This window comes from Quatrionicoccus australiensis (assembly GCF_020510425.1).
GTDB lineage: Bacteria > Pseudomonadota > Gammaproteobacteria > Burkholderiales > Rhodocyclaceae > Azonexus > Azonexus australiensis_A.
Map to the genome: position 1 here is coordinate 827,739 of NZ_JAHBAH010000001.1, position 21,558 is coordinate 849,296.

At 62.2% G+C, this 21,558-nt stretch carries 22 protein-coding genes; 2 read left to right on the plus strand and 20 right to left on the minus strand.

Going from position 1 to position 21,558, the window contains the following annotated elements:
- Window positions 1–67 precede the first annotated feature (67 nt).
- Together trxB and KIG99_RS04120 are read left to right on the plus strand one after the other, a co-directional pair.
- Window positions 68–1,033 carry a thioredoxin-disulfide reductase gene (gene trxB, locus KIG99_RS04115; RefSeq protein ID WP_226458983.1) on the plus strand — a complete coding sequence of 322 codons (966 nt, stop codon included), beginning with the start codon at window positions 68–70 and terminating at the stop codon, window positions 1,031–1,033.
- A complete protein-coding gene (locus tag KIG99_RS04120; protein WP_226458984.1) occupies window positions 1,017–1,922 on the plus strand; it encodes a Smr/MutS family protein in 906 nt (301 codons plus the stop codon). Before trxB ends, KIG99_RS04120 begins: the two co-directional genes overlap by 17 nt.
- Before the next feature lie 47 nt (window positions 1,923–1,969).
- Here KIG99_RS04120 and KIG99_RS04125 read toward each other — a convergent pair whose 3' ends face one another.
- The 20 genes from KIG99_RS04125 to pheA form a co-directional block, all read right to left on the minus strand.
- Complete coding sequence (locus tag KIG99_RS04125) at window positions 1,970–2,308, minus strand: P-II family nitrogen regulator (protein WP_226440703.1); 339 nt, start codon at window positions 2,306–2,308, stop codon at window positions 1,970–1,972.
- Window positions 2,309–2,333: 25 nt separating this feature from the next.
- Window positions 2,334–3,950, minus strand: coding sequence for an NAD+ synthase (locus KIG99_RS04130; RefSeq protein WP_226458985.1), 1,617 nt, complete (start codon window positions 3,948–3,950; stop codon window positions 2,334–2,336).
- A 1-nt stretch (window position 3,951) separates the two neighbouring features.
- Window positions 3,952–4,500 (minus strand): inorganic diphosphatase, encoded by a 549-nt coding sequence (ppa, locus tag KIG99_RS04135; protein ID WP_226458986.1) that lies wholly within the window; start codon window positions 4,498–4,500, stop codon window positions 3,952–3,954.
- A gap of 59 nt (window positions 4,501–4,559) precedes the next feature.
- On the minus strand, window positions 4,560–5,345 hold the full coding sequence (locus tag KIG99_RS04140; protein ID WP_226458987.1) for a 3'-5' exonuclease: 786 nt from the start codon (window positions 5,343–5,345) through the stop codon (window positions 4,560–4,562).
- The gene (gene cysM, locus KIG99_RS04145; RefSeq protein ID WP_226458988.1) at window positions 5,342–6,241 is read right to left on the minus strand and encodes a cysteine synthase CysM; all 900 of its coding nucleotides are present in this window, start codon (window positions 6,239–6,241) and stop codon (window positions 5,342–5,344) included. Before cysM ends, KIG99_RS04140 begins: the two co-directional genes overlap by 4 nt.
- Window positions 6,234–7,232, minus strand: coding sequence for an ADP-glyceromanno-heptose 6-epimerase (gene rfaD, locus KIG99_RS04150; protein WP_226458989.1), 999 nt, complete (start codon window positions 7,230–7,232; stop codon window positions 6,234–6,236). Before rfaD ends, cysM begins: the two co-directional genes overlap by 8 nt.
- A 9-nt stretch (window positions 7,233–7,241) precedes the next feature.
- Window positions 7,242–8,168: a D-glycero-beta-D-manno-heptose-7-phosphate kinase gene (gene rfaE1, locus KIG99_RS04155; RefSeq protein WP_226458990.1), complete on the minus strand. Its 927-nt coding sequence runs from the start codon at window positions 8,166–8,168 to the stop codon at window positions 7,242–7,244.
- Between the two features lie 4 nt (window positions 8,169–8,172).
- Entirely contained in the window at window positions 8,173–9,492 is a 1,320-nt protein-coding gene (locus KIG99_RS04160; protein WP_226458991.1) for a UDP-glucose dehydrogenase family protein, read from the minus strand.
- Between the two features lie 9 nt (window positions 9,493–9,501).
- Window positions 9,502–10,674 (minus strand): lipopolysaccharide assembly protein LapB, encoded by a 1,173-nt coding sequence (gene lapB / locus KIG99_RS04165; RefSeq protein WP_226458992.1) that lies wholly within the window; start codon window positions 10,672–10,674, stop codon window positions 9,502–9,504.
- On the minus strand, window positions 10,671–10,955 hold the full coding sequence (locus tag KIG99_RS04170) for a LapA family protein (RefSeq protein WP_226458993.1): 285 nt from the start codon (window positions 10,953–10,955) through the stop codon (window positions 10,671–10,673). The genes lapB and KIG99_RS04170 overlap by 4 nt, the downstream gene beginning before the upstream one ends.
- A gap of 69 nt (window positions 10,956–11,024) precedes the next feature.
- Window positions 11,025–11,309 (minus strand): integration host factor subunit beta, encoded by a 285-nt coding sequence (locus KIG99_RS04175; RefSeq protein ID WP_226440713.1) that lies wholly within the window; start codon window positions 11,307–11,309, stop codon window positions 11,025–11,027.
- A gap of 12 nt (window positions 11,310–11,321) precedes the next feature.
- Complete coding sequence (rpsA, locus tag KIG99_RS04180) at window positions 11,322–13,001, minus strand: 30S ribosomal protein S1 (protein ID WP_226458994.1); 1,680 nt, start codon at window positions 12,999–13,001, stop codon at window positions 11,322–11,324.
- A 93-nt stretch (window positions 13,002–13,094) separates the two neighbouring features.
- Window positions 13,095–15,029 (minus strand): bifunctional 3-phosphoshikimate 1-carboxyvinyltransferase/cytidylate kinase, encoded by a 1,935-nt coding sequence (locus tag KIG99_RS04185; RefSeq protein WP_226458995.1) that lies wholly within the window; start codon window positions 15,027–15,029, stop codon window positions 13,095–13,097.
- An 80-nt stretch (window positions 15,030–15,109) separates the two neighbouring features.
- Complete coding sequence (rfbC, locus tag KIG99_RS04190; RefSeq protein ID WP_226458996.1) at window positions 15,110–15,658, minus strand: dTDP-4-dehydrorhamnose 3,5-epimerase; 549 nt, start codon at window positions 15,656–15,658, stop codon at window positions 15,110–15,112.
- A complete protein-coding gene (gene rfbA, locus KIG99_RS04195) occupies window positions 15,658–16,542 on the minus strand; it encodes a glucose-1-phosphate thymidylyltransferase RfbA (protein ID WP_226458997.1) in 885 nt (294 codons plus the stop codon). Before rfbA ends, rfbC begins: the two co-directional genes overlap by 1 nt.
- Entirely contained in the window at window positions 16,539–17,603 is a 1,065-nt protein-coding gene (gene rfbB, locus KIG99_RS04200) for a dTDP-glucose 4,6-dehydratase (RefSeq protein WP_226458998.1), read from the minus strand. Before rfbB ends, rfbA begins: the two co-directional genes overlap by 4 nt.
- 49 nt (window positions 17,604–17,652) lie before the next feature.
- A complete protein-coding gene (locus KIG99_RS04205) occupies window positions 17,653–18,486 on the minus strand; it encodes a DNA ligase (RefSeq protein WP_226458999.1) in 834 nt (277 codons plus the stop codon).
- Window positions 18,486–19,355 (minus strand): prephenate dehydrogenase, encoded by an 870-nt coding sequence (locus KIG99_RS04210; RefSeq protein ID WP_226461783.1) that lies wholly within the window; start codon window positions 19,353–19,355, stop codon window positions 18,486–18,488. Before KIG99_RS04210 ends, KIG99_RS04205 begins: the two co-directional genes overlap by 1 nt.
- Window positions 19,356–19,367: 12 nt before the next feature.
- A complete protein-coding gene (gene hisC / locus KIG99_RS04215; protein ID WP_226459000.1) occupies window positions 19,368–20,456 on the minus strand; it encodes a histidinol-phosphate transaminase in 1,089 nt (362 codons plus the stop codon).
- 10 nt (window positions 20,457–20,466) lie between these two features.
- Complete coding sequence (gene pheA / locus KIG99_RS04220; RefSeq protein ID WP_226459001.1) at window positions 20,467–21,558, minus strand: prephenate dehydratase; 1,092 nt, start codon at window positions 21,556–21,558, stop codon at window positions 20,467–20,469.

Below are 21,558 nucleotides of genomic sequence, written 5' to 3' on the forward strand. Positions count from 1 at the left end.
ACTTGGCGGAAAAGCCCGCCTCTGAGAAGGCTATAATTTTCCGATCAGCCACTTAAAGAGGATCGTCATGTCCCAAACCACCCGTCACAGCCCCCTCATCATTCTCGGCTCCGGCCCGGCCGGTTACACCGCCGCTGTCTATGCTGCCCGTGCCAACCTCAAGCCCCTGCTGATCACCGGCATGGCCCAGGGCGGTCAACTGATGACGACGACCGAAGTCGATAACTGGCCGGCTGACACCGACGGCGTGCAGGGTCCGGAACTGATGGCCCGCTTCGAGGCGCATGCCCGCCGCTTCGAAACCGAAATCCTGTTCGACCACATCCACACCACCAAGCTCACCGAACGCCCGTTCACGCTGACCGGCGATGCCGGCACCTACACCTGCGACGCGCTGATCATCGCCACCGGCGCTTCCGCCATGTACCTCGGCCTGCCTTCCGAAGAAGCCTTCGCCGGCAAGGGCGTCTCGGCCTGCGCCACCTGCGACGGCTTCTTCTACCGCAACAAGCCGGTCGCCGTGGTCGGCGGCGGCAATACCGCGGTCGAGGAAGCACTTTACCTTGCCAACATTGCCAGCCATGTAACGGTTATTCACCGCCGCGAGAAGTTCAAGGCCGAGAAGATCATGCAGGACAAGCTGTTCGAGAAGAAAAAGGCCGGCAAGGTCACCATCCTGTGGAACAGCACCCTCGACGAAGTACTCGGCGACGACTCCGGCGTCACCGGCCTGCGCGTCAAGAGCACCAAGGATGGCAGCACGCAGAACGTCGATGTGCATGGCGTGTTCATCGCCATCGGCCACAAGCCGAATACCGACATCTTTGCCGGCCAGCTCGAGATGGATCACGGTTACCTGATCACCCAGGCCGGGCGCAACGGCAATGCCACGCAAACCAGCATCGCAGGCGTCTTTGCAGCCGGCGACGTGCAGGACCAGATCTACAAGCAGGCCTGCACCTCGGCAGCCAGCGGTTGCATGGCGGCACTCGACGCCGAGCGCTACCTCGACAATCTTGGCCACCAGGGCTAAGCACAACCCGCTCAAGGACGGTTTGCGGGCAGTCTGGAAGACTGCCCGCAATGCTGTCCAGGCCGCACCGGCAGCGCCACGCAAGGAGGCGCCGACAAGCACGGCCACTCCGGCCTCGCCCGCCCCCGCCGACGACAGTGCCGCTTTCCTGGCGGCCGTTGCCGGCGTGGCACCCTTACCGGCCGACAATCGCGTACAACTGGTGAAAGCACCGGTACGACGCATACCGCCACGTCCGCTCCGCAATACCGAGCAAGCAAGCGCCACCAGCCAACGCCGCGACGAGAGCGAACTGCCCGCCTCCTGGCACAGTGAAGGCACCGTCCCGCGCCGGCAATTGCCGAGCGATCCGGATGCCGCCGCCTTCGTGCAGGCGATGGCTGGTGTTGCGCCCCTGCCCGAGGTCAATCGCGTCGTACTCGGCAAACCACTGCCGCCGCCCCGGCCGCAACAATTCGTCGCCGATGAACGGGCTGCACTGCACGAGAGCCTGCACGGCCCGATTGGCCTGCAGGACCGCCTGGAAGGCGGCGACGAGCCGAATTACCTGCGTGACGGCCTGGCCAATACGGTTTTGCGCGACCTGCGGCGTGGCCGCTGGGTGACCCAGGATGAAGTCGATCTGCATGGTCTGAACCGCGACGAAGCGCGTCATCTGCTCGCCGGCTTCCTGGCCGACTGCCTGCAGCACGGCCGGCGCTGCGTACGCGTCATTCACGGCAAGGGACACGGCTCACCACAGAAACTCTCCATCCTGCGCCAACTGGTGCGCGGCTGGCTGGCCCAGCGCCAGGAAGTGCTCGCTTACTGCCAGGCCAAGCCGCAGGACGGCGGCGAAGGCGCCCTGCTCGTCCTGTTGCGTTCGGCCAAAAAACAAGGGACAGCCTGAGCTGTCCCTTTTTGCCACCGCCGTAGCGGTCGACCGGTAAAAAGCGCTTAAATCGCGGCTTCGTTGGTTTCGCCGGTGCGGATGCGCACAATTTGTTCGACCGAGGTGACGAAGATCTTGCCGTCACCGATCTTGCCAGTACGGGCTGCCTTGATGATCGCGTCAATCGCCGGCTCGACATTGTCGGAAGCGACAACGATCTCGATCTTGATCTTGGGCAGGAAATCGACCACGTACTCGGCACCACGATAAAGCTCGGTATGGCCCTTCTGGCGACCAAAACCCTTGACCTCGGTGACGGTCAGACCGGCGATGCCGATTTCCGACAGGGCTTCGCGTACTTCGTCGAGCTTGAAGGGTTTGATGACGGCTTCAATTTTCTTCATCGTCTGTTCCTCTCTATTCAGTTTCTTAAAATTCGTCTTGATAACGGTTGGTAATAGGATACCGCCAATCCTTGCCAAAACCACGCGGCGTGATGCGGATGCCGACCGGCGACTGGCGCCGCTTGTACTCGGCGATGCGCAACAGGCGGACGACACGGCGCACATCGGCCTCGGGCAGGCCGGCGGCAATGATCTCGCGCGGGCTGCGGTCTTCTTCCATGTAGGCACGCACGATGGCGTCCAGCACTTCGTATTCGGGCAGCGAATCCTGGTCCTTCTGGTCCGGCTTCAACTCGGCCGAGGGCGGCCGTACGATGATGTTCTCCGGGATCACCGGCGCGCCGCTGCACAGCGTATTGCGGTAGCGCGACAGGCGATAGACCAGGGTCTTGTAGACATCCTTGATCACGGCAAAACCACCGGCCATGTCGCCGTACAGCGTGCAGTAGCCGACCGCCATTTCCGACTTGTTGCCGGTGGTCAGAACCAGCTTGCCGGTCTTGTTGGAGAGCGCCATCAGGATGTTGCCGCGGATGCGCGCCTGGATGTTCTCTTCGGTGGTATCGGCCGGCATGCCGGCAAAGAGCGGCGCCAGCATGGTCTCGTAGGTGACCATGGCCGGGGCGATGGCGATTTCGTCATACGAGCAGCCGAGTTGGCGGATCATTTCGCGCGAGTCGTCGAGACTCATCTGCGCCGTATAGGGCGACGGCATCATCACCGCGTGCACCTTGTCGGCACCCAGCGCATCGACCGCGACGCACAGCGTCAGAGCCGAATCGATGCCACCGGAGAGGCCGATCAGCGCGCCCTTGAAACCGCTCTTGCCGATGTAGTCGCGCACGCCAAGGACCAGCGCCTTGTAGGCTTCGGCTTCGATCGACAATTCCTCGGCCATGTCTGCCGACCGCAAGTGACCATGCTCGTAATCGACGATACCGAGTGCTTCCTCGAAAGCCGGCAGGCGCATGCGACAGACGCCTTTGGCATCGAGCGCGAAGGAGGCGCCATCGAAGACCAGTTCGTCCTGACCGCCAACCAGGTTGCAGTAGATCGCGGCCATGCCGGTCGCGGCGACGCGTTCGCCGAGAACCTCGACGCGCTCCGCGTGCTTTTCCAGGTGGCAGGGTGAGGCATTGAGCACGAGCAGCAGTTCGGCACCGGCGCCATGCGCCAGTTCGGCGGCACCGGCTTCCCAGATGTCGGCACAGATGTTGATGCCGCAACGCACACCGGCAATGTCGACGACCAGCGGCTCGCTGCCGGACTCGAAATAGCGGACTTCGTCGAAAACTTCGTAATTGGGCAGGCGAATCTTGCGGTAGACCGCCTTTTGCTGGCCATTTTCAATGACCGTCGCCGCGTTGTAGCAACGACCTTCGTGTTCTTCCGGATGGCCGACGACGATAGCAATGCCGTCGACGCGGGTCGCCAGATCGGCCAGTGCCCGGCTGCAGGCGCGGTAGAAATCCGGGCGCAGCAGCAGGTCTTCCGGCGGGTAGCCGCAGAGCGCCAGTTCCGGCGTCAGCAGCACCTGCGCGCCGCGGGCTTTCGCCTCGGCAGCACAGGCAACGATACGTTCGACGTTGCCCGTCAGGTCACCGACGGTGGCGTTGAACTGGGCAACGGCGATACGCAGCATCTTAGTAGTTCGGCTTGTCTTTCGCGTCGTTGAAACGCTGGACGCCGGTCATCACTTCGCTGCGGGCGGCTTCAATGCCTTCCCAGCCATTGACCTTGACCCACTTGCCCGGCTCGAGATCCTTGTAGTGCTCGAAGAAGTGCGAAATCTGCTTGCGCAGCAGTTCCGGCGTGTCTTCGAAGGTCTTGACGTCCTTGTAGAGCGGGGTCAGCTTGTCGACCGGCACGGCCAGCAGCTTGGCATCCTCACCGCCTTCATCGGTCATCGACAGCTGACCAAGCGGACGGCAGCGCACGACCACACCCGGCGGCAGCGGGAAGGGGCTGATCACCAGCACGTCGACCGGGTCACCGTCACCGGCGATAGTGTGCGGAATGTAGCCGTAGTTGCACGGATAGTGCATCGCGGTAGACATGAAGCGATCAACGAAAATGGCGCCACTTTCCTTGTCGACTTCGTACTTGACGGGATCGGAATGGGCAGTGATTTCGATGATGACATTGAAATCATCGGGAAGGGACTTGCCGGAAGGAACGTTGTTAAGAGCCATTTTTATCTCTCTGCGCTTTGGGTTGAAATCCGGACATTATACCGCTGCACTACGCTTCTTCAGCCCCAGGCGGCGAGAAACTGCTGCCAGTGCGGCGCACCGATCTTGCCGAGTTGCGCCTTGACGAAATCGCATTCGGCCTTTTCTTCGGCGGCACTGAGTTCACCGCGCAAGCGGCGGAAGCGGTTGTACACCAGGTAGGTATTGATGACGTCGGTTTCGCAGTAATCGCGAATCTCGCCGCCCTTGCCGGCCTGCCAGGCCTCCCAGACCTTGCTGCCGTCCATGCCGAGCTTGCCGGGAAAGCCGTAAAGCTTGGCCAGATCGTCGAGCGGAGCGTTGGCACGGGCGTTGTAGAGCGCCAGCAGGTCCATCAGGTCGAGATGCCGCGTGTGGTAGCGGCTGATGTAGTTGTTCCACTTGAATTCGCGCGAATCGGCGTAATCGCCCTCGCCCATGTCCCAGTAACGCGGCGCGGCAACGCCGTGCAGCATGCCGCGGTAATGCAGGACCGGCAGGTCGAAACCGCTGCCGTTCCACGAGACGATCTGCGGCGTGAATTTCTCGATGCCGTCGAAGAAGCGCTGGATGATCGCGCCTTCGTCCAGGTCAGGTTCGGACAGCGACCAGACCTTGAGACCTTCACCGGTGCGCAGTACGCAGGAGATGGTGACGACGCGCTGCAGATGGAGTTGCAGGAAATCGTTGCCGGTCCGCGCCCGCCGTTGCTGAAAGGCAAGCTCGGCGACTTCGTCGTCGGAAAGGCCGGCCGGCAGATCATTCAGACGGCGCAGGCCGGCGACATCGGGAATCGTCTCGATGTCAAAAACGAGAACCGGCTTCATGCCGGGAAGACGCCGGTCGACAGGTAACGGTCACCGCGATCGCAGACGATGGAAACGATCGTCGCATTTTCCAGCGTCTGCGCCAGGCGCAGCGCCACGGCCAGCGCACCGCCCGAGGAAATGCCGGCAAAGATGCCTTCCTCGGTTGCCAGGCGGCGCGTCATCGCTTCGGCATCGCCCTGGCTGACATATTCGATACGGTCGACGTTGGTTTTATCGTAAATCTTCGGCAGGTAGGCTTCCGGCCATTTGCGGATACCCGGGATCTGGCTGCCGTCTTCCGGCTGGCAACCGACGATCTGGATCGCCGGCTTGACCGACTTGAGGAAGGCGGAGGTGCCCATGATGGTACCGGTGGTGCCCATGCTTGAAACGAAATGCGTGATCCGGCCGTCGGTGTCGCGCCAAATTTCCGGGCCGGTGCCTTCGAAATGCGCCAGCGGATTGTCGGGATTGCCGAACTGGTCAAGGATGATGCCCTTGCCTTCGTTGCGCATCTTTTCAGCGATGTCGCGACACAGTTCCATGCCGCCATCCTTGGGCGTCAGCACCAGCTCGGCGCCGTATGCACGCATGCTCTGGCGGCGCTCGATGCTCTGGTTTTCGGGCATGACCAGGATCATCCTGTAACCCTTGATCGCCGCCGCCATGGCCAGAGCAATACCGGTATTGCCGGAAGTCGCTTCGATCAGCGTATCGCCCGCCTTGATCTCGCCACGCGCTTCGGCATGCACGATCATCGACAGCGCCGGCCGATCCTTGACCGAACCCGCCGGGTTGTTGCCTTCAAGCTTGGCGAGAATGACGTTGCCACGCCTGTCGTTGTCGGCGCCGGGGATGCGCTGCAAACGTACCAGCGGCGTGTTTCCGACAAAATCCTGCAGGGTTTTATACATGCTTGTTCAGCCACTCGATGTATTGGGAGACGCCTTCCTCAACCGTGGCCATCGGAGCAACGTAGCCAGCAGCGCGCAACTTGGCCAGATCGGCCTGCGTGTACGCCTGGTACTTGCCCTTCAGCGCCTCGGGGAAGGCGGTGTATTCGAGCAAGCCTTGTGCCCGCAACTGGGCGAGATCGAGCGGTGCCTCGCTTTTTGCCTTGCGGCAGCCGTTGACCGCTGCGACAGCCACATCGTTGAAGCTCTGGGCGCGGCCGGAACCGAGATTGAAGATGCCGGATTTTTCCGGATGATCGAGGAAGAACAGATTGACCTTGGCGACGTCGCCGACATAGACGAAATCGCGCATCTGGCCGCCGTTTTCATAACCGTGCGAGCCTTCGAACAGCTTGACCTTGCCGTCGGCGCGGAACTGGTTGAAGTTGTGAAACGCCACCGAGGCCATGCGCCCCTTGTGCAGTTCGCGCGGGCCATAAACATTGAAGTAGCGGAAGCCGACGATCTGCGACGACGGATTTTCAGCGAGGCGCTGGCGCACGATCTGGTCGAACAGGAACTTCGAGTAACCGTAAACGTTGAGCGGCCCTTCGAACTCGCGCTCTTCCTTGAAGACGCTGGACGCACCGTAGGTCGCTGCACTCGACGCGTAGAGGAACTGGACATCCTGGTCCAGGCACCAGTCAAGCAGGATGCAGGAGTAACGGTAGTTGTTCTCCATCATGTAGCGACCGTCGGTTTCCATGGTGTCGGAACAGGCGCCTTCATGGAAGATCGCGTCGATCTCGCCGTCGTAGTGGCCGGCCTGGATGCGCGCAATGAAATCGTTCTTGTCGATGTAGTCACTGATCTCGCAATCGATCAGGTTCTTGAACTTTTCGGCCTTGGCCAGGTTGTCGACCGCGATGATCTTGGTCACGCCGCGCTCGTTGAGCGCCTTGACGATGTTGGAACCGATAAAACCGGCAGCGCCGGTAACGACTATGTACATGGCTATTCCTTACAGGGCAGCGGCGAGTTCTTCACGGGTGACGACGGCCGTCCCCAACTTGCCGACAACGATGCCGGCGGCGACATTGGCGGCGCGGATGGCTTCCGCCCAGTCGGCACCGGCGGCGAGCATGACGGCGAGCGTGGCAATCACGGTATCGCCGGCACCGGAGACATCGAACACCTCACGCGCCTGCGCCGGCTGGTGGTGGATCTCGTCGGCGGCAAACAGCGTCATGCCTTCTTCACTGCGCGTCACAAGCAAGGCTTCGAGGCCCAGTTCGGTGCGCAGCTTCTGCGACTTGGCGAATAGTTCTTCGTCCGAGGCCCAGCGCCCGACGACTTCGCGCAATTCCGAGCGATTCGGCGTGATCACCGTGGCGCCGGTGTACTTGGCGTAATCGTCGCCCTTCGGGTCGACCAGCACCGGTTTGCCGGCGGCACGCGCCAGACGGATCATTTCGGCAATGTGCGTCAGACCGCCCTTGCCGTAATCGGAGAGAATCACCGCGTCGCACTCGGCGACCCGGCGCTCGAACTCGGCAAGCTTGGCGTCGAGAATTTCATGCGACGGCGTCGTTTCGAAATCGATGCGCAGCAGTTGCTGCTGCCGGCCGATGACGCGCAACTTGACCGTGGTATCGATCGCCCGGTCGACGTGCAAACCGGCATCGATTTGCCCCTCGGCAAGCAGGCGTGCCAGAGTGCGCCCGGCATCGTCGTCACCGACCACCGAGAGCAAGGCAGTCCGGGCGCCGACCGCCGCCGCGTTGCGCGCGACGTTGGCGGCGCCGCCCAGGCGCTCCTCACTGCGCTCGACCTTGACCACCGGCACCGGCGCTTCCGGCGAAATGCGATTGACCTCGCCGAACCAGTAGCGGTCGAGCATGACATCGCCAACGACCAACAGGCGCACCTGCAAGACTTTGTCCAGCATGCAGTTACCGTCCGATCGCGAAGTATTCGATCCCCTGCTCGCGCACGAACTTCGGATCGTAAAGATTGCGACCGTCAAAAATAACCGGGTGCTTCAGAGCCTCTTTGATGGCATCGAAATCCGGGCTGCGGAATTCCTTCCACTCGGTGACGATAAGCAGGGCATCGGCCTTGTCGAGCGCGCCCATCGGATTCTCGGCATAGTGCAGACGGCTGTCGTCGCCGAAGATGCGCTGCGTTTCGTGCATGGCGACCGGATCGTAGGCGGAGACCGTGGCACCGGCAGCAAACAGGTCGGCGATCAGCTCGCGGCTCGGCGCTTCGCGCATGTCGTCGGTATTCGGCTTGAAGGACAGACCCCAGAGTGCGAAATGCATGCCCTTGAGGTCGCCGAAGCGCGCCTTGAGCTTCCTGGTCAGGATGTGTTTTTGTTCGTCGTTGGCTTCCTCGACGGCGGTCAACACCTTGAGGGTGATACCGGCATCGTCCTGGGCGGTGGCGATCAGTGCCTTGACGTCCTTCGGGAAACAGGAACCGCCGTAGCCGCAACCGGGATACAGGAAGTGGTAACCGATACGCGGATCGGAACCGATGCCCTGGCGGACCATTTCGATGTCGGCACCGAGTACTTCGGCCAGGTTGGCGAGTTCGTTCATGAAGCTGATGCGCGTCGCCAGCATGGCGTTGGCGGCGTACTTGGTCAGCTCGGCGCTCTTCACATCGGTGATGATCAGGCGTTCGTGATTGCGCTGGAAGGGTGCGTAGAGCGCACGCATCAGGTGGATGGCCTGTTCTTCCTCGGCGCCGACGACGATGCGATCCGGCCGCATGAAGTCTTCAACAGCCGCACCTTCCTTGAGGAATTCCGGGTTGGAAACGACGCTGTAGGGGATGTCGACCGCACGCTTGGCCAGTTCGTCGGCAATCGCTGCCTTGACCTTGGCGCCGGTTCCGACCGGCACCGTGCTCTTGTCGACAACGACCTTGTAGTCGGTCATCAGGCGGCCGATGTTGCGCGCCGCGCCGAGCACGTACTGCAGGTCGGCCGAGCCGTCTTCATCCGGCGGCGTACCGACCGCGATGAACTGGATGGTGCCGTGCTGCACGGCTTTTTCAATATCGGTCGTGAAATGCAGTCGACCGGCGGCAACGTTGCGCCGGACCATTTCCTGCAGACCCGGTTCGTAAATGGGAATACCGCCCTCTTCGAGGATGCGGATCTTTTCCGGATCGACGTCCAGACAGAGAACGTCGTTACCCACTTCAGCAAGACAGGTGCCACTGACCAGACCGACATAGCCGGTGCCGACAACGGTAATTTTCATGGATGTTTCCTACAATGTTTGATCGAATTCTTCACTACGCCGGGGCGGATAGGTTTCCCAGCCACCGCAGGCGGGACAGCGCCAGTAGAACTGGCGGGCCTTGAAGCCGCAATTATCGCACCGATAACGCGACAGGCGCTTGGTGTAGCCCTGGATGATGGTCTTGGCCAACTCGACATCGACCCGGACTTCGGGCGAAACCAGAGGCAGACGCGCGCTCATCAGCTTTTCCAGGCCAAGCAGGGTCGGATTGCGCTGCAACTCGTCGCGCACCAGACGGTAAGCCGACTCGGTACCCTCGCCTTCGAGAATCAACTGATAGACGACGTCGAGCAGATCGAGCGAGGGATAGCGTTCGAGATAGGCACGCAGCAGCGCAGCCCCTTCGTCGCGCCGCTCCAGCTTGCGATAGGTTTCGAGCAGGCGCTGGGCCACCAAGGCCAGGTAGGCCGGATCCTGCTGCTCGATGCGCTGCCAGGCCTCGATGGCTTCGAGGAGCTTGCCCTCCTGCAGCAGCAAGTCGCCCTGCAGCAGGCTGGCACGCACGCACTTGCGGTTTTGCTGCATCGCCTGCTCAAGGTATTCGCGCGCCGACTCGGGGCGCGAACGCATGATTTCGTTGGCAGCCAGTTCGCAGTAATACTCGGCGACATCGCGCTGCGAAGCGATTTCCGGCAGCTCGCGGGCAATCTCGACCGCCTTCAGCCACTCCTTCTCGACCTGGTAGATCTCGAGCAGGTTGCGCTTGGCTTCGGCATCGAACGAGGTGCCGAGCAGTTTGTTGAACATCTCCTCGGCACGGTCGAGCAAGCCGGCCTTGAGGTAATCCTGAGCCAGTTCTGAGAGGGCATGCAGGCGAACCTTCTCATCGAGATCTTCCCGATCGATCAGGTTCTGGTGCATGCGGATCGCCCGCTCGGTTTCACCGCGGCGGCGAAACAGGTTGCCGAGCGCAAAATGCAGCTCGACGGTCTGCGAATCGACCTTGGCAACCTCGAGAAAAGAATCGATGGCCTTGTCCGGCTCTTCGTTGAGCAGGAAATTCAAGCCCTGAAAATAGGAGCGCGGCAAGGCGCGCGACTCATGCACCACCTGGCGCATATCCACCCGTGCCGCCGCCCAACCCAGCGCAAAAAAAACCGGGATCAGCAGCAGTTGCCAGTATTCGAACAGATCGTTCATACGGCAGGTGGCTCAGGAACAACGACGGCGGCAGCCTTGGTTTCACTCGCCACACGCTTGAGGCGCGATATTTCGCGGCGCTGGCGATAAATCACCCCGAGCAGCGAAAGAACACCGAGGAGTGCACCACCGGCAAAAAAAGCGAGCAGAACAATGACCAGCGGCGCCTGCCAGATCTGGCCGAGAACGAAATTCAGATTGACCGGATCGGTATTCTGCAGGGCAAAGAGCAGCAGAAACGAAAAGATGATGAGCCGTACGGCCCAGGTGATTGCAGTCATGGATTCAAATAAAAAGGGGCAGTGAAATGACTCACTGCCCCGAATCTACCACATTGCGCCTGCGCGACGTCAGATCGACTGATCGACCCGCTCACGCAGTTCCTTGCCTGCCTTGAAGTGGGGAACCCACTTGGCAGGTACGCTGACCTTGTCCCCCGATTTGGGGTTACGACCGGTGCGCGGCGGCCGGTAGTTGAGCGCAAAGCTGCCGAAGCCGCGGATCTCGATACGATCCCCACGCACCAAGGCGTCGGACATCGCATCGAGCATCATCTTGACCGCGAAATCAGCATCCTTCGCCACCAACTGCGGAAATCGCTCCGCCAGCCGGGCGATGAGCTCGGATTTGGTCATGCTTTTTGCCTATCAGCCTTGCTGGTTGAGCTTGGCCTTGAGCAGGGCACCCAGATTGGTCGTACCGGAAGCAGCGGAGTTCGACTCGGCAGAGAACTTCTGCAGGGCTTCGTGCTGTTCGGCTTGATCCTTGGCCTTGATGGACAGGTTGATACCACGGGTCTTGCGATCCACGTTGATGATCATGGCTTCAACGGTATCGCCCACCTTGAGGTGTTGCGACAGGTCGTCGATACGATCACGCGAGAACTCGGAAGCACGCAGGTAGCCTTCGTTTTCACCGTCCAGCGTCAGCACGGCACCCTTGGCGTCAACAGTCTTGACGGTGCAGTTAACGATGCTGTTCTTTTCGTGGGTAGCGATGAAGTTGGTGTACGGATCGCCTTCGAGCTGCTTGATGCCCAGGGAAATACGTTCCTTTTCAACATCAATGCCGAGGACGACGGCTTCAACTTCGTCACCCTTCTTGAAGTTGCGGATAGCTTCTTCGCCGGTGGCCGACCAGGACAGGTCGGACAGGTGAACCAGACCATCGATACCGCCAGGCAGACCGATGAAGATGCCGAAGTCGGTGATCGACTTGATGGCGCCCTTGACCTTGTCACCCTTCTTCTGGTTCATCGCGAAGTCATCCCAAGGATTCGGGGCACATTGCTTCATGCCGAGCGAAATGCGGCGACGCTCTTCGTCGATTTCCAGGATCATGACTTCAACTTCATCACCCAGGGAAACAACCTTGGACGGATGAACGTTCTTGTTGGTCCAGTCCATTTCGGAAACGTGAACCAGGCCTTCGATGCCTTGTTCGATTTCAACGAATGAACCGTAGTCGGTCAGGTTGGTGACCTTGCCGAACAGGCGGGTACCGGCCGGGTAACGGCGGGCAATACCAACCCACGGATCGTCGCCCAGTTGCTTCATACCCAGGGAGACGCGGTTCTTCTCGGCGTCGAACTTGAGGATCTTGGCGGTAACTTCGTCACCAACGTTGAGCACTTCGCTCGGGTGACGGACGCGGCGCCAGGCCAGGTCGGTGATGTGCAGCAGGCCATCGATACCGCCGAGGTCGACGAATGCGCCGTAGTCGGTGATGTTCTTGACGATACCCTTGACGACGGTACCTTCCTTGAGGTTCTCTAGAAGCTTTTCGCGATCTTTGTCAGCGGTGGCTTCGAGCACGGCACGGCGGGACATCACGACGTTGTTGCGCTTGCGATCGAGCTTGATCACCTTGAATTCAAGGGTCTTGCCTTCGTACGGGGTGGTGTCCTTGACCGGACGCATGTCGACCAGCGAGCCCGGCAGGAAGGCACGGACGCCGTTGGACATGACGGTGAGACCGCCCTTGACCTTGCCGGTAATCGTACCGGTGACCAGCGAGTTGTTGTTCAGGGCTTCTTCCAGGAAGTTCCAGGCGGCGATGCGCTTGGCGCGATCACGCGACAGGCGCGTTGCGCCGTAGCCGTCTTCCAGCATTTCGATAGCGACCTGGACGAAATCGCCAACGGCAACTTCCAGTTCGCCCTGATCATTCAGGAATTCTTCGAGCGGAACATAGGATTCCGATTTCAGGCCGGCATTGACCACAACGAAGTTGTGATCGATGAGCACCACTTCTGCAGTGATGACTTCGCCTTGACGCATTTCCTGGCGAGCCAGGGATTCTTCAAATAGTTGAGCAAAAGATTCCATTGACGGAGAGAGCTTTCATGCCGCGAATCGCTAAATCCACAGCGGGTTAGAGTTGAAAAACATATCGCCGGCCCGTCGGCCGGCAACACCTTGCTACATCGCTTCCTTGCTCCACGCCAGCACCTGGTTCACCGCCTGTTCGATGGTGAGGCCTGTCGTATCAAGCAACTTGGCATCTGCCTCCTGCCTGAGCGGCGCCACGCTACGTTGGGAATCCCGTTCGTCACGTTGCTGCAGGTCTAACAGAAGGTCCGCGAGATTAGCAGAGAATCCTTTTTCGATCAACTGCTTATAACGGCGTTCGGCGCGCGCCTCGGCACTGGCCGTGAGGAAGACCTTGAGCGGCGCTTGCGGGAAAACCACCGAGCCCATGTCGCGCCCGTCGCCGATCAGGCCCGGTGCGCGATTGAAGGTGCGCTGACGGAACAGCAGGGCGTCGCGCACCGCCGGCAGGGCAGCGACTTTCGAGGCGCCGGCCGAGATTTCCTCGGTCCGGATCGAATCGCCGACCAGCTCGCCGTTGAGACGGATATCGCCGGCCGTGAATTCGACATCAAGCCGCGTCGCGATGGCGGCGACACCGCTTTCGTCCGCCCAGTCGACGCCGGATTTTTGGGCCGCCAGCGCGGTCAACCGGTAAAGCGCCCCGGAATCCAGATAGTCATAGCCCAAGGCTGCCGCGACGCGCGCCGCTACCGTGCCCTTGCCGGAAGCCGACGGGCCGTCGATGGCGATCACCGGCGCCGCCTTGCTCACCCCGGCGAAGCAGGCGAAATAATCGGGGAAGGTCTTGCCGACGCATTTCGGATCGTTGATGCGCAAGGGTGTGCCGAAGGCCGCCAGCGAGAAGCACATCGCCATGCGGTGATCGTCGTAGGTGTCGATCGCGGCCGGCTGCAGGCTGGCCGGGGTGACGCGGATGTAGTCGGCGCCCTCCTCGACGTCGGCACCGAGTTTGCGCAGTTCGGTCGCCATCGCGGCGATGCGGTCGGTTTCCTTGACGCGCCAGCTGGCGATGTTGCGCAGCGTCGTCGCCCCCCTGGCGAACAGCGCGGCGGTGGCCAGCGTCATTGCCGCGTCGGGAATGTGGTTGCAATCGAGATCGACCGCGACGAGGCCGCCTTGCGGCGCGCGCGCTTCCATCCAGTTCGGGCCGGTCGTGATGACCGCGCCCATCTGTGCCAGCGCTTCGGCAAATTTGACGTCGCCCTGGATCGATTCGCTGCCGACGCCTTCGACGCGCACCGGCCCGCCGCCGATGGCGCCGAGCGCCAGGAAGTAGGAAGCCGAGGAAGCATCGCCCTCGACGTAAATGGTACCCGGCGAGACGTAGCGACTGCCGGCCTTGACGGTGAAACGCTGCCAGCCGTCGCGCTCGACGACGACGCCGAAGCGCGCCATGATCGCCAGCGTGATCTCGATGTAGGGCTTGGAAATCAGCTCGCCGACGACGTCGACCGCTACCGTTTCGCCGGTCAGCGGCAAGGCCATCAGCAGGCCGGTCAGGAACTGGCTGGAGACATCGCCGCGCACCTTGACCACGCCGCCCGGCTGGATCGCGGCCGGCTTGAGCTGCAGCGGCGGGAAGCCTTCGTTGCCGAGATAGCTGATGTCGGCGCCGAGCTGACGCAGACCGTCGACCAGATCGCCGATCGGCCGCTCGTGCATGCGGGCGACGCCCTTCAAGACGTAATCGCCGCCGGCCAGCGCCAGCGCCGCGGTCAGCGGCCGGAAGGCCGTGCCGGCATTACCCAGGAAAAGCTCAGCCTGGCGCACCGGGAAATGCCCGCCGCAGCCGGTGATCGTCCAGCTTTCACCACCCAGCGAGGCAACGCCGACGCCGAGCGTCTGCAGGGCATCGAGCATGCGCTCGGTATCGTCGGAGGCAAGCAGGTCGCGCACCTCGGTTGTCCCCTCGGCAAGCGCCGCGAGCAGCAGCACGCGATTGGAAATGCTCTTCGAACCGGGCAGGCGCACCGTGCCGCCGGCCGAGATCAACTGGGGAAGATCGAGAAATTCAGTACTCAAGGACAACTCCGTTTGCAATGGCGACGCCGCACCGGGCGCCCGCCTGATTCGTTACCGGCCGGGCCGCAAGGCCGGCCGTTTCAGGAAAATTTTTCGCAGGCCGCGAGATCGAGCCCCTGCCGGTCCTTCGCCGAGAGCAGCGGGCCACCGGCCGGCAGTGGCCAGGCGACACCGACTGCCGGATCGTCCCAGCGCAGACAGCGCTCGCTGGCCGGATCGTAATAGTCGGTGGTCTTGTAGAGAAACTCCGCCGTTTCGCTGAGTACCAGGAAGCCGTGCGCGAAGCCTTCAGGAATCCACAGCTGCTTCTTGTTTTCCGCGCTGAGCCTGACCCCGGCCCATTGCCCGAAGGTTTTCGAGCTTTTCCGGAGGTCGACCGCTACGTCGAAAACCTCACCTTGTACGACCCGAACCAGCTTACCTTGCGGCTTGCCGACCTGGTAATGCAGACCGCGCAGCACGTTCTGCGCCGATTTCGAGTGGTTGTCCTGGACGAACTGGCAGTCGATACCGGTGGCCTGCGCAAACTCGCGCGCATTGAAGCTTTCGAAGAAAAAGCCGCGCTCGTCGCCGAAGACTTTCGGCTCGATCAGCAGCACACCGTCAAGGGCCGTCGGACTGACTCGCATCAGAACGGCCGATCCTGCAACAGGGCGAGCAGATACTGCCCGTAGCCATTCTTGGCCAGCGGCGCCGCCAGTTTTTCCAGATGTCCGGCATCGATCCACTTCATCCGGAAAGCCACTTCTTCCGGACAGGCCACTTTCAGACCCTGGCGTTTTTCGATGGTGGCGATGAACTGGCTGGCTTCAAGCATCGACTCGTGCGTACCGGTATCAAGCCAGGCGTAGCCGCGCCCCATGATCTCGACATTGAGCTTGCCTTGCTCGAGGTAGATCCGGTTTACATCGGTAATCTCGAGTTCACCACGCGCCGAAGGCCGGATGCTCTTGGCAACGTCGACCACCTGGCTGTCGTAAAAATACAGACCGGTGACCGCGTAATTCGACTTCGGCTGCAGCGGCTTTTCTTCCAGGCTGGTGGCGCGCCCGGCGGCATCGAAGGCAACCACGCCATAACGCTCGGGATCGGTGACGTGGTAGGCAAAAACCGTCGCGCCCTGCTCCTGCTCGCTGGCATTGGCGAGCAGCTTGTAGAACTCGTGGCCGTAGAAAATGTTGTCGCCCAGCACCAGCGCGGCATTGTCGCCGGCGATGAAGTCCTCGCCGATGATGAAGGCCTGCGCCAGGCCGTCCGGACTGGGTTGCACGGCGTAGCTCAGGTTGATGCCCCACTGGCTGCCGTCGCCGAGCAGTTGCGCGAAGCGCGGCGTGTCCTGCGGCGTCGAGATGATCAGGATGTCACGCATACCGGCCAGCATCAGCGCGGTCAGCGGGTAGTAGATCATCGGCTTGTCGTAAATCGGCAGCAGCTGCTTGGAGACCGCCAGCGTCGCCGGATAGAGCCGGGTGCCGGAACCGCCGGCGAGGATGATGCCCTTGCGTTTGCTCATGCGCGTGCTCCGTAATTTTTATCCAGCCACTGGCGATAGCTGCCGCTGGTGACGTTATTCACCCAGGCCTGGTTGGCGAGATACCACTGCACCGTCTTGCGGATGCCGGTTTCGAAGGTTTCAGCCGGTTTCCAGCCCAGCTCGCGCTCAAGCTTGGAAGCATCGATCGCGTAACGGCGGTCGTGCCCGGGGCGGTCGGTAACGTAGGTAATCTGCGTTTTGTAGGGCTGGCCGTCGGCGCGCGGCTGCAGTTCGTCGAGAATGGCACACAGCGTATGCACGACGTCGAGATTGGGCTTCTCGTTCCAGCCGCCGACATTGTAGGTCTCGCCGACCCGGCCGGCTTCGAGCACGCGGCGGATGGCGCTGCAGTGATCCTTGACGTACAGCCAGTCGCGGACCTGCTGGCCGTCGCCGTAGATGGGCAGGGCCTTGCCGGCGAGCGCGTTGAGGATGACCAGCGGAATCAGCTTTTCCGGAAAATGATAGGGACCGTAGTTGTTCGAGCAATTGGTGGTCAGCACCGGCAGGCCGTAGGTGTGATGGTAGGCGCGCACCAGGTGGTCGCTCGCCGCCTTGCTCGCCGAATACGGGCTGTTCGGCTCGTAGCGGTTGCTTTCGGCAAAGGCCGGATCGTCCTTGCCGAGCGAACCGTAAACCTCATCGGTCGACACATGCAAAAAGCGGAAATTCGCCTGGTCGACCGCTGCCAGCCCGTTCCAGTAGGCACGCACGGCTTCGAGCAGGTGAAAGCTGCCGACGATATTGGTCTGGATGAAATCTTCCGGGCCGTGGATGCTGCGGTCGACATGCGATTCGGCGGCAAAATTGACGATGGCGCGCGGCTGGTGTTCGGCGAGCAGGCGGCCGAGCAGCGCGGTGTCGCCGATGCTGCCATGGACGAAGATGTGACGCGGATCATCCTTGAGACTGGCCAGGTTCTCGAGATTGCCGGCATAGGTCAGCGCGTCGAGATTGACGACCGGCTCGGCACTGCCGGCCAGCCAGTCGAGGACGAAATTGCTGCCGATGAAGCCGGCACCGCCAGTCACGAGGATCATGAGAAACAGTCCACCCTGAAGTAATCCCGAATTTTAACGCGCCCCGCCCTCATTCCTGACGTATCCGCAGGAAGCTGGCAAAACGCGGCAGCCCCTTGGCAGTCAGATCACGGTAGCGATAAGTCACCGTCACGCCGAGCGGCGGCGGGTCGCGCCGCTGCGCATCGCTCAAGCCGCTGCCCAGCGCAAACTCGCGCCCGTCCGGCGTGCGCACGCGCAAGGCGCCGAGCTGACCGAGATACTTGCCCTTGCCCGGCAGATGCGCGATGACCGCTGCCTCGGCATCGGCCCAGGGCTTCATCTTGAGCAGCACGTCACTGCGCCCGGTGACATAGGGTGCGTCCGCCAGATGCAGCATCAAGCCTTCGCCGCCGGCCGCAACGACGGTCTTGAAACGTTTTTCGAGTTCCGACCGGTCGACCACCGGAAACTGCCCGATTTCAGCCAGCCAGGGCACGCTGGCCTGCGCCACCAGTTGCCGGATCGCCACGGCCCGTTCGCTGAAACTGCCGGGCGCACCGGGCAGTTCGAAGATCATGTAGCGCACTGCCCGCCATTCGGCGTCGTCCGGCTGTTCGCGCCGGACCATGCCGGACAGGCGCTCGAACTGGCCGCGCCCCAGCCACAACTCGCCGTCGAGCGGCGTTTTCGGCAAGGCGGCGATGAACCAGGCCGGTGCCGGCACCACATTGCCGCTGCGAAAACGCAGGACTTCGCCATCCCAGATCGCACGCACGCCATCGAGTTTTTCGCTGACCAGATAGCGGGAAACATCGACCTGGCCGCGATAGATTTCGGCGAGCAGGATGACCGGCACCTCGCCTGCCGCGAACGCCGGCAGCAGCGTCACGCCGAGCAGCAAGGCGCTCAGCAGGCTGCGCATCAGTCCTCGCCGGCCCAGTCGCGGCGCGCCTGGCGGGCGATGCCGAAGATTTCTTCGAGACGCGCCCCGTCGTTGCGCGCCAGGGCCGTGCGCAATTCATCGAGCTGCGCCCGGTAGGAATCGAGTTCGCCGAGCAATGCCGCACGATTGGCGAGACAGATGTCACGCCACATTTCCGGGTGACTGGCGGCAATGCGCGTGAAATCGCGAAAACCGGAGGCGGCGAAGGTGAAGAAGATGTCGGCATCCTCGCGCACCGCGAGATCATGCACCAGCGCGAAGGAGAGCAGATGCGGCAGGTGGCTGACCGCGGCGAAGACGCGGTCGTGCGCTTCCGGCGTCAGTTCGTAGATGTCGGCGCCGCACAGCGACCAGGCGCGCTTGATGCGGTCTAGCGTGTCATCGCTGTTTTCCGGCAGGGGCGTGACAACGACCTTCCTGCCCTGATAGAGATCCCAGCGCGCCGCCGCCGGACCGCTGTTTTCGGCACCGGCAATCGGGTGTGCCGGCACGAACTGGCTGATCTTGTCGCCGAGCCCGGCGCGCGCTGCGGCGACCACGTCGCCCTTGGTCGAACCGCCGTCGGTGACGATGGTGTTCGGCCCGAGATAGGGCGCGATCTTGGCGAAGATTTCCGGCATCTGGGCGACCGGCGTCGCGACCAGCACGATGTCGGCTTCCTCGATTTCATGCGTCGGGTTGATCCCGGCGCGGTCGATCACACCCAGCTGCTGCGCCGCCCGCAAGGTCGCCGGCGTGCGGCCGAAACCGACCACCTCCTCGACCGCCCCGGCTTCTTTCAAGGCCAGCGCGAAGGAACCGCCGATCAGGCCGGTCCCGAAGATGATGACCTTGCCGAACTCGGGCATGCCGGCCGACATTCAGAGGGCCTTTTCCAGGGCCTCCAGGAACCTGGAGTTCTCGGCCGCCGTACCGATCGTCACGCGCAGCCATTCGGGCAGGCCGTAACCGGCAATCGGCCGGACGATGACGCCCTGCTGCAGCAGCTTCTGGTTGACCGCCGCCGCGTCGCCCGCCTTGAAGGTGACGAAATTGCCGTGCGGCTTGATGTACTCGAGACCGAGCTTTTCCAGACCGGCAACGATCTGCGCCATGCCGCTGCGGTTCAGCTCGTAACTCGCCCGCAGGAATTCGTCGTCGCCAAGCGCCGCAATCGCCCCGGCCAGCGCCAGGTTATTGACGTTGAACGGCTGACGGACGCGATTCATCAGGTCCGCCACCTCCGGCGAAGCCAGCCCGTAACCGATGCGCAGACCGGCCAGGCCGTAGATCTTGGACAGCGTGCGGCAAACCACGAGATTGGGAAAATCCTTGATCCAGCCGGCGACATCGACGCGGTCAGCCGGTGGCAGGTATTCGTTGTAGGCCTCGTCGAGCACGACGACGACATCCCTGGGCACGCTTTCGAGGAAGGCACGCACTTCCGGATAGGGCAGGAAGTTGCCGGTCGGGTTGTTCGGATTGGCAATCCAGATCAGGCGCGTATCGGGGCGGATCGCGGCACGCATCGCGGCGAGGTCGTGACCGTAATCCTTGGCCGGTACGGCGATCAGTTCCGCACCGGTCGACAGCGTCGCCAGCGGGTAAACCGCGAAAGCGTGTTGGGCAAAGATCGCCGAGCGACCAGGCGCCAGGAAGACGCGGGCGATCAGGTCGAGCACGTCGTTCGAACCGTTGCCGAGCACGACCTGGCTTTGCGCCACGCCAGCCCGGGTCGCCACCGCCTTGATCAGGTCGAACTGATCGGGATAGCGCTCGATGCCGTCAATCGCGGCAGCCACGGCCAGCTTGGCCTTCGGGCTCATGCCGAGCGGATTCTCGTTGGAAGCCAGCTTGACGATGCTTTCAACCGGAATGCCCATTTCGCGGGCCAGTTCGGTGATCGGCTTGCCCGGCTGGTAGGCGGAAATGGCGCGCACGTAGGGCAGCGCCTGTTCGACAAGACTCATGCGGTATTCCTCAGTAAACGGCGAGCGGGTAGGACCCGAGAATTTTCAGATAGGCGGCATTCTTGGCCAGCCCGTCGAGCGCCGCCTTAACGGCCGGCTCGTCGCGATGCCCTTCGACATCGACGTAGAAAACGTATTCCCAAAGCGCATTGCGCGCCGGCCGCGACTCGAGGCGCGACATCGAGACGCCGCTGGTCGAAAAGGGCAGCAGCAGTTCATGCAGGGAGCCGGTACGGTTCGGTGCCGACATGATCAGCGAGGTCTTGTCGCGCCCGGACGGACCGGCATCGTGCTTGCCGAGCACAAGGAAGCGCGTCGTGTTGTTCGGCTCGTCCTCGATGTTCTCGACCAGCTTGGGCAGCTTGAAACGCTCCGCCGCCGCTTCACCGGCAATCGCGGCAACACCAGACTCTTCGGCCGCCATCTGCGCTGCCAGCGAGTTGCTCGCCACTGAAATACGCGGCACGCCCGGCAGATGGTGATTCAGCCATTCGTGACACTGCGCCAGCGACTGGGCGTGCGAATAAATCTTGGTGATTTTGCCGAGATCCGTCTCGTTCGAGAGCAGGTTCTGGTGGATGCGCAGCACCACTTCGCCGCAAATCTTGAGTTGCGTGCCGAGCAGCAGATCCATGGTGCGACCGACCGCGCCTTCGGTCGAATTCTCGACCGGCACCACGGCGTAATGCGCATGCCCGGATTCAACTTCACGGAAGACGTCGTCGATCGAGGCCTGCGGCAGCAGGCGGGCGGCGTGCCCGAAATGCTTGGTCGCGGCGCTGCCGGTAAAGGAACCGAGCGGCCCGAGGAAGGAGATACCGAGCGGCTCTTCGAGCGACAGGCAGGCCGACATCACTTCACGGAAGAAGAAGGTGATGTTCTCGCCCGGCAGCGGGCCGGGGTTGGCGTCCTGCAAGCGACGCAGCACCTGGGCTTCGCGCTCCGGCCGGTAGATGTGGCCGGCTGCGCCATGCTCGGCCTTGATTTCGCCGACCTTCTGGGCGCAGCGGGCACGGGCATTCAGCAGGCGCAGCAACTCGGCATCGATGCCGTCGATTTCGGCGCGGACGCCGGCCAGGGCCTGGGTAAGAGCGTCACTCAT

Coding starts and splice junctions, on each gene's coding strand:
- trxB (WP_226458983.1), top strand. CDS start 68: ATGTCCCAAACCACCCGTCACAGCCCCCTCATCATTCTCGGCTCCGGC.
- KIG99_RS04125 (WP_226440703.1), bottom strand. CDS start 2,308: ATGAAGAAAATTGAAGCCGTCATCAAACCCTTCAAGCTCGACGAAGTA.
- KIG99_RS04130 (WP_226458985.1), bottom strand. CDS start 3,950: ATGCTGCGTATCGCCGTTGCCCAGTTCAACGCCACCGTCGGTGACCTG.
- ppa (WP_226458986.1), bottom strand. CDS start 4,500: ATGGCTCTTAACAACGTTCCTTCCGGCAAGTCCCTTCCCGATGATTTC.
- KIG99_RS04140 (WP_226458987.1), bottom strand. CDS start 5,345: ATGAAGCCGGTTCTCGTTTTTGACATCGAGACGATTCCCGATGTCGCC.
- cysM (WP_226458988.1), bottom strand. CDS start 6,241: ATGTATAAAACCCTGCAGGATTTTGTCGGAAACACGCCGCTGGTACGT.
- rfaD (WP_226458989.1), bottom strand. CDS start 7,232: ATGTACATAGTCGTTACCGGCGCTGCCGGTTTTATCGGTTCCAACATC.
- rfaE1 (WP_226458990.1), bottom strand. CDS start 8,168: ATGCTGGACAAAGTCTTGCAGGTGCGCCTGTTGGTCGTTGGCGATGTC.
- KIG99_RS04160 (WP_226458991.1), bottom strand. CDS start 9,492: ATGAAAATTACCGTTGTCGGCACCGGCTATGTCGGTCTGGTCAGTGGC.
- lapB (WP_226458992.1), bottom strand. CDS start 10,674: ATGAACGATCTGTTCGAATACTGGCAACTGCTGCTGATCCCGGTTTTT.
- KIG99_RS04170 (WP_226458993.1), bottom strand. CDS start 10,955: ATGACTGCAATCACCTGGGCCGTACGGCTCATCATCTTTTCGTTTCTG.
- KIG99_RS04175 (WP_226440713.1), bottom strand. CDS start 11,309: ATGACCAAATCCGAGCTCATCGCCCGGCTGGCGGAGCGATTTCCGCAG.
- rpsA (WP_226458994.1), bottom strand. CDS start 13,001: ATGGAATCTTTTGCTCAACTATTTGAAGAATCCCTGGCTCGCCAGGAA.
- rfbC (WP_226458996.1), bottom strand. CDS start 15,658: ATGCGAGTCAGTCCGACGGCCCTTGACGGTGTGCTGCTGATCGAGCCG.
- rfbA (WP_226458997.1), bottom strand. CDS start 16,542: ATGAGCAAACGCAAGGGCATCATCCTCGCCGGCGGTTCCGGCACCCGG.
- rfbB (WP_226458998.1), bottom strand. CDS start 17,603: ATGATCCTCGTGACTGGCGGTGCCGGCTTCATCGGCAGCAATTTCGTC.
- KIG99_RS04205 (WP_226458999.1), bottom strand. CDS start 18,486: ATGCGCAGCCTGCTGAGCGCCTTGCTGCTCGGCGTGACGCTGCTGCCG.
- KIG99_RS04210 (WP_226461783.1), bottom strand. CDS start 19,355: ATGCCCGAGTTCGGCAAGGTCATCATCTTCGGGACCGGCCTGATCGGC.
- hisC (WP_226459000.1), bottom strand. CDS start 20,456: ATGAGTCTTGTCGAACAGGCGCTGCCCTACGTGCGCGCCATTTCCGCC.
- pheA (WP_226459001.1), bottom strand. CDS start 21,558: ATGAGTGACGCTCTTACCCAGGCCCTGGCCGGCGTCCGCGCCGAAATC.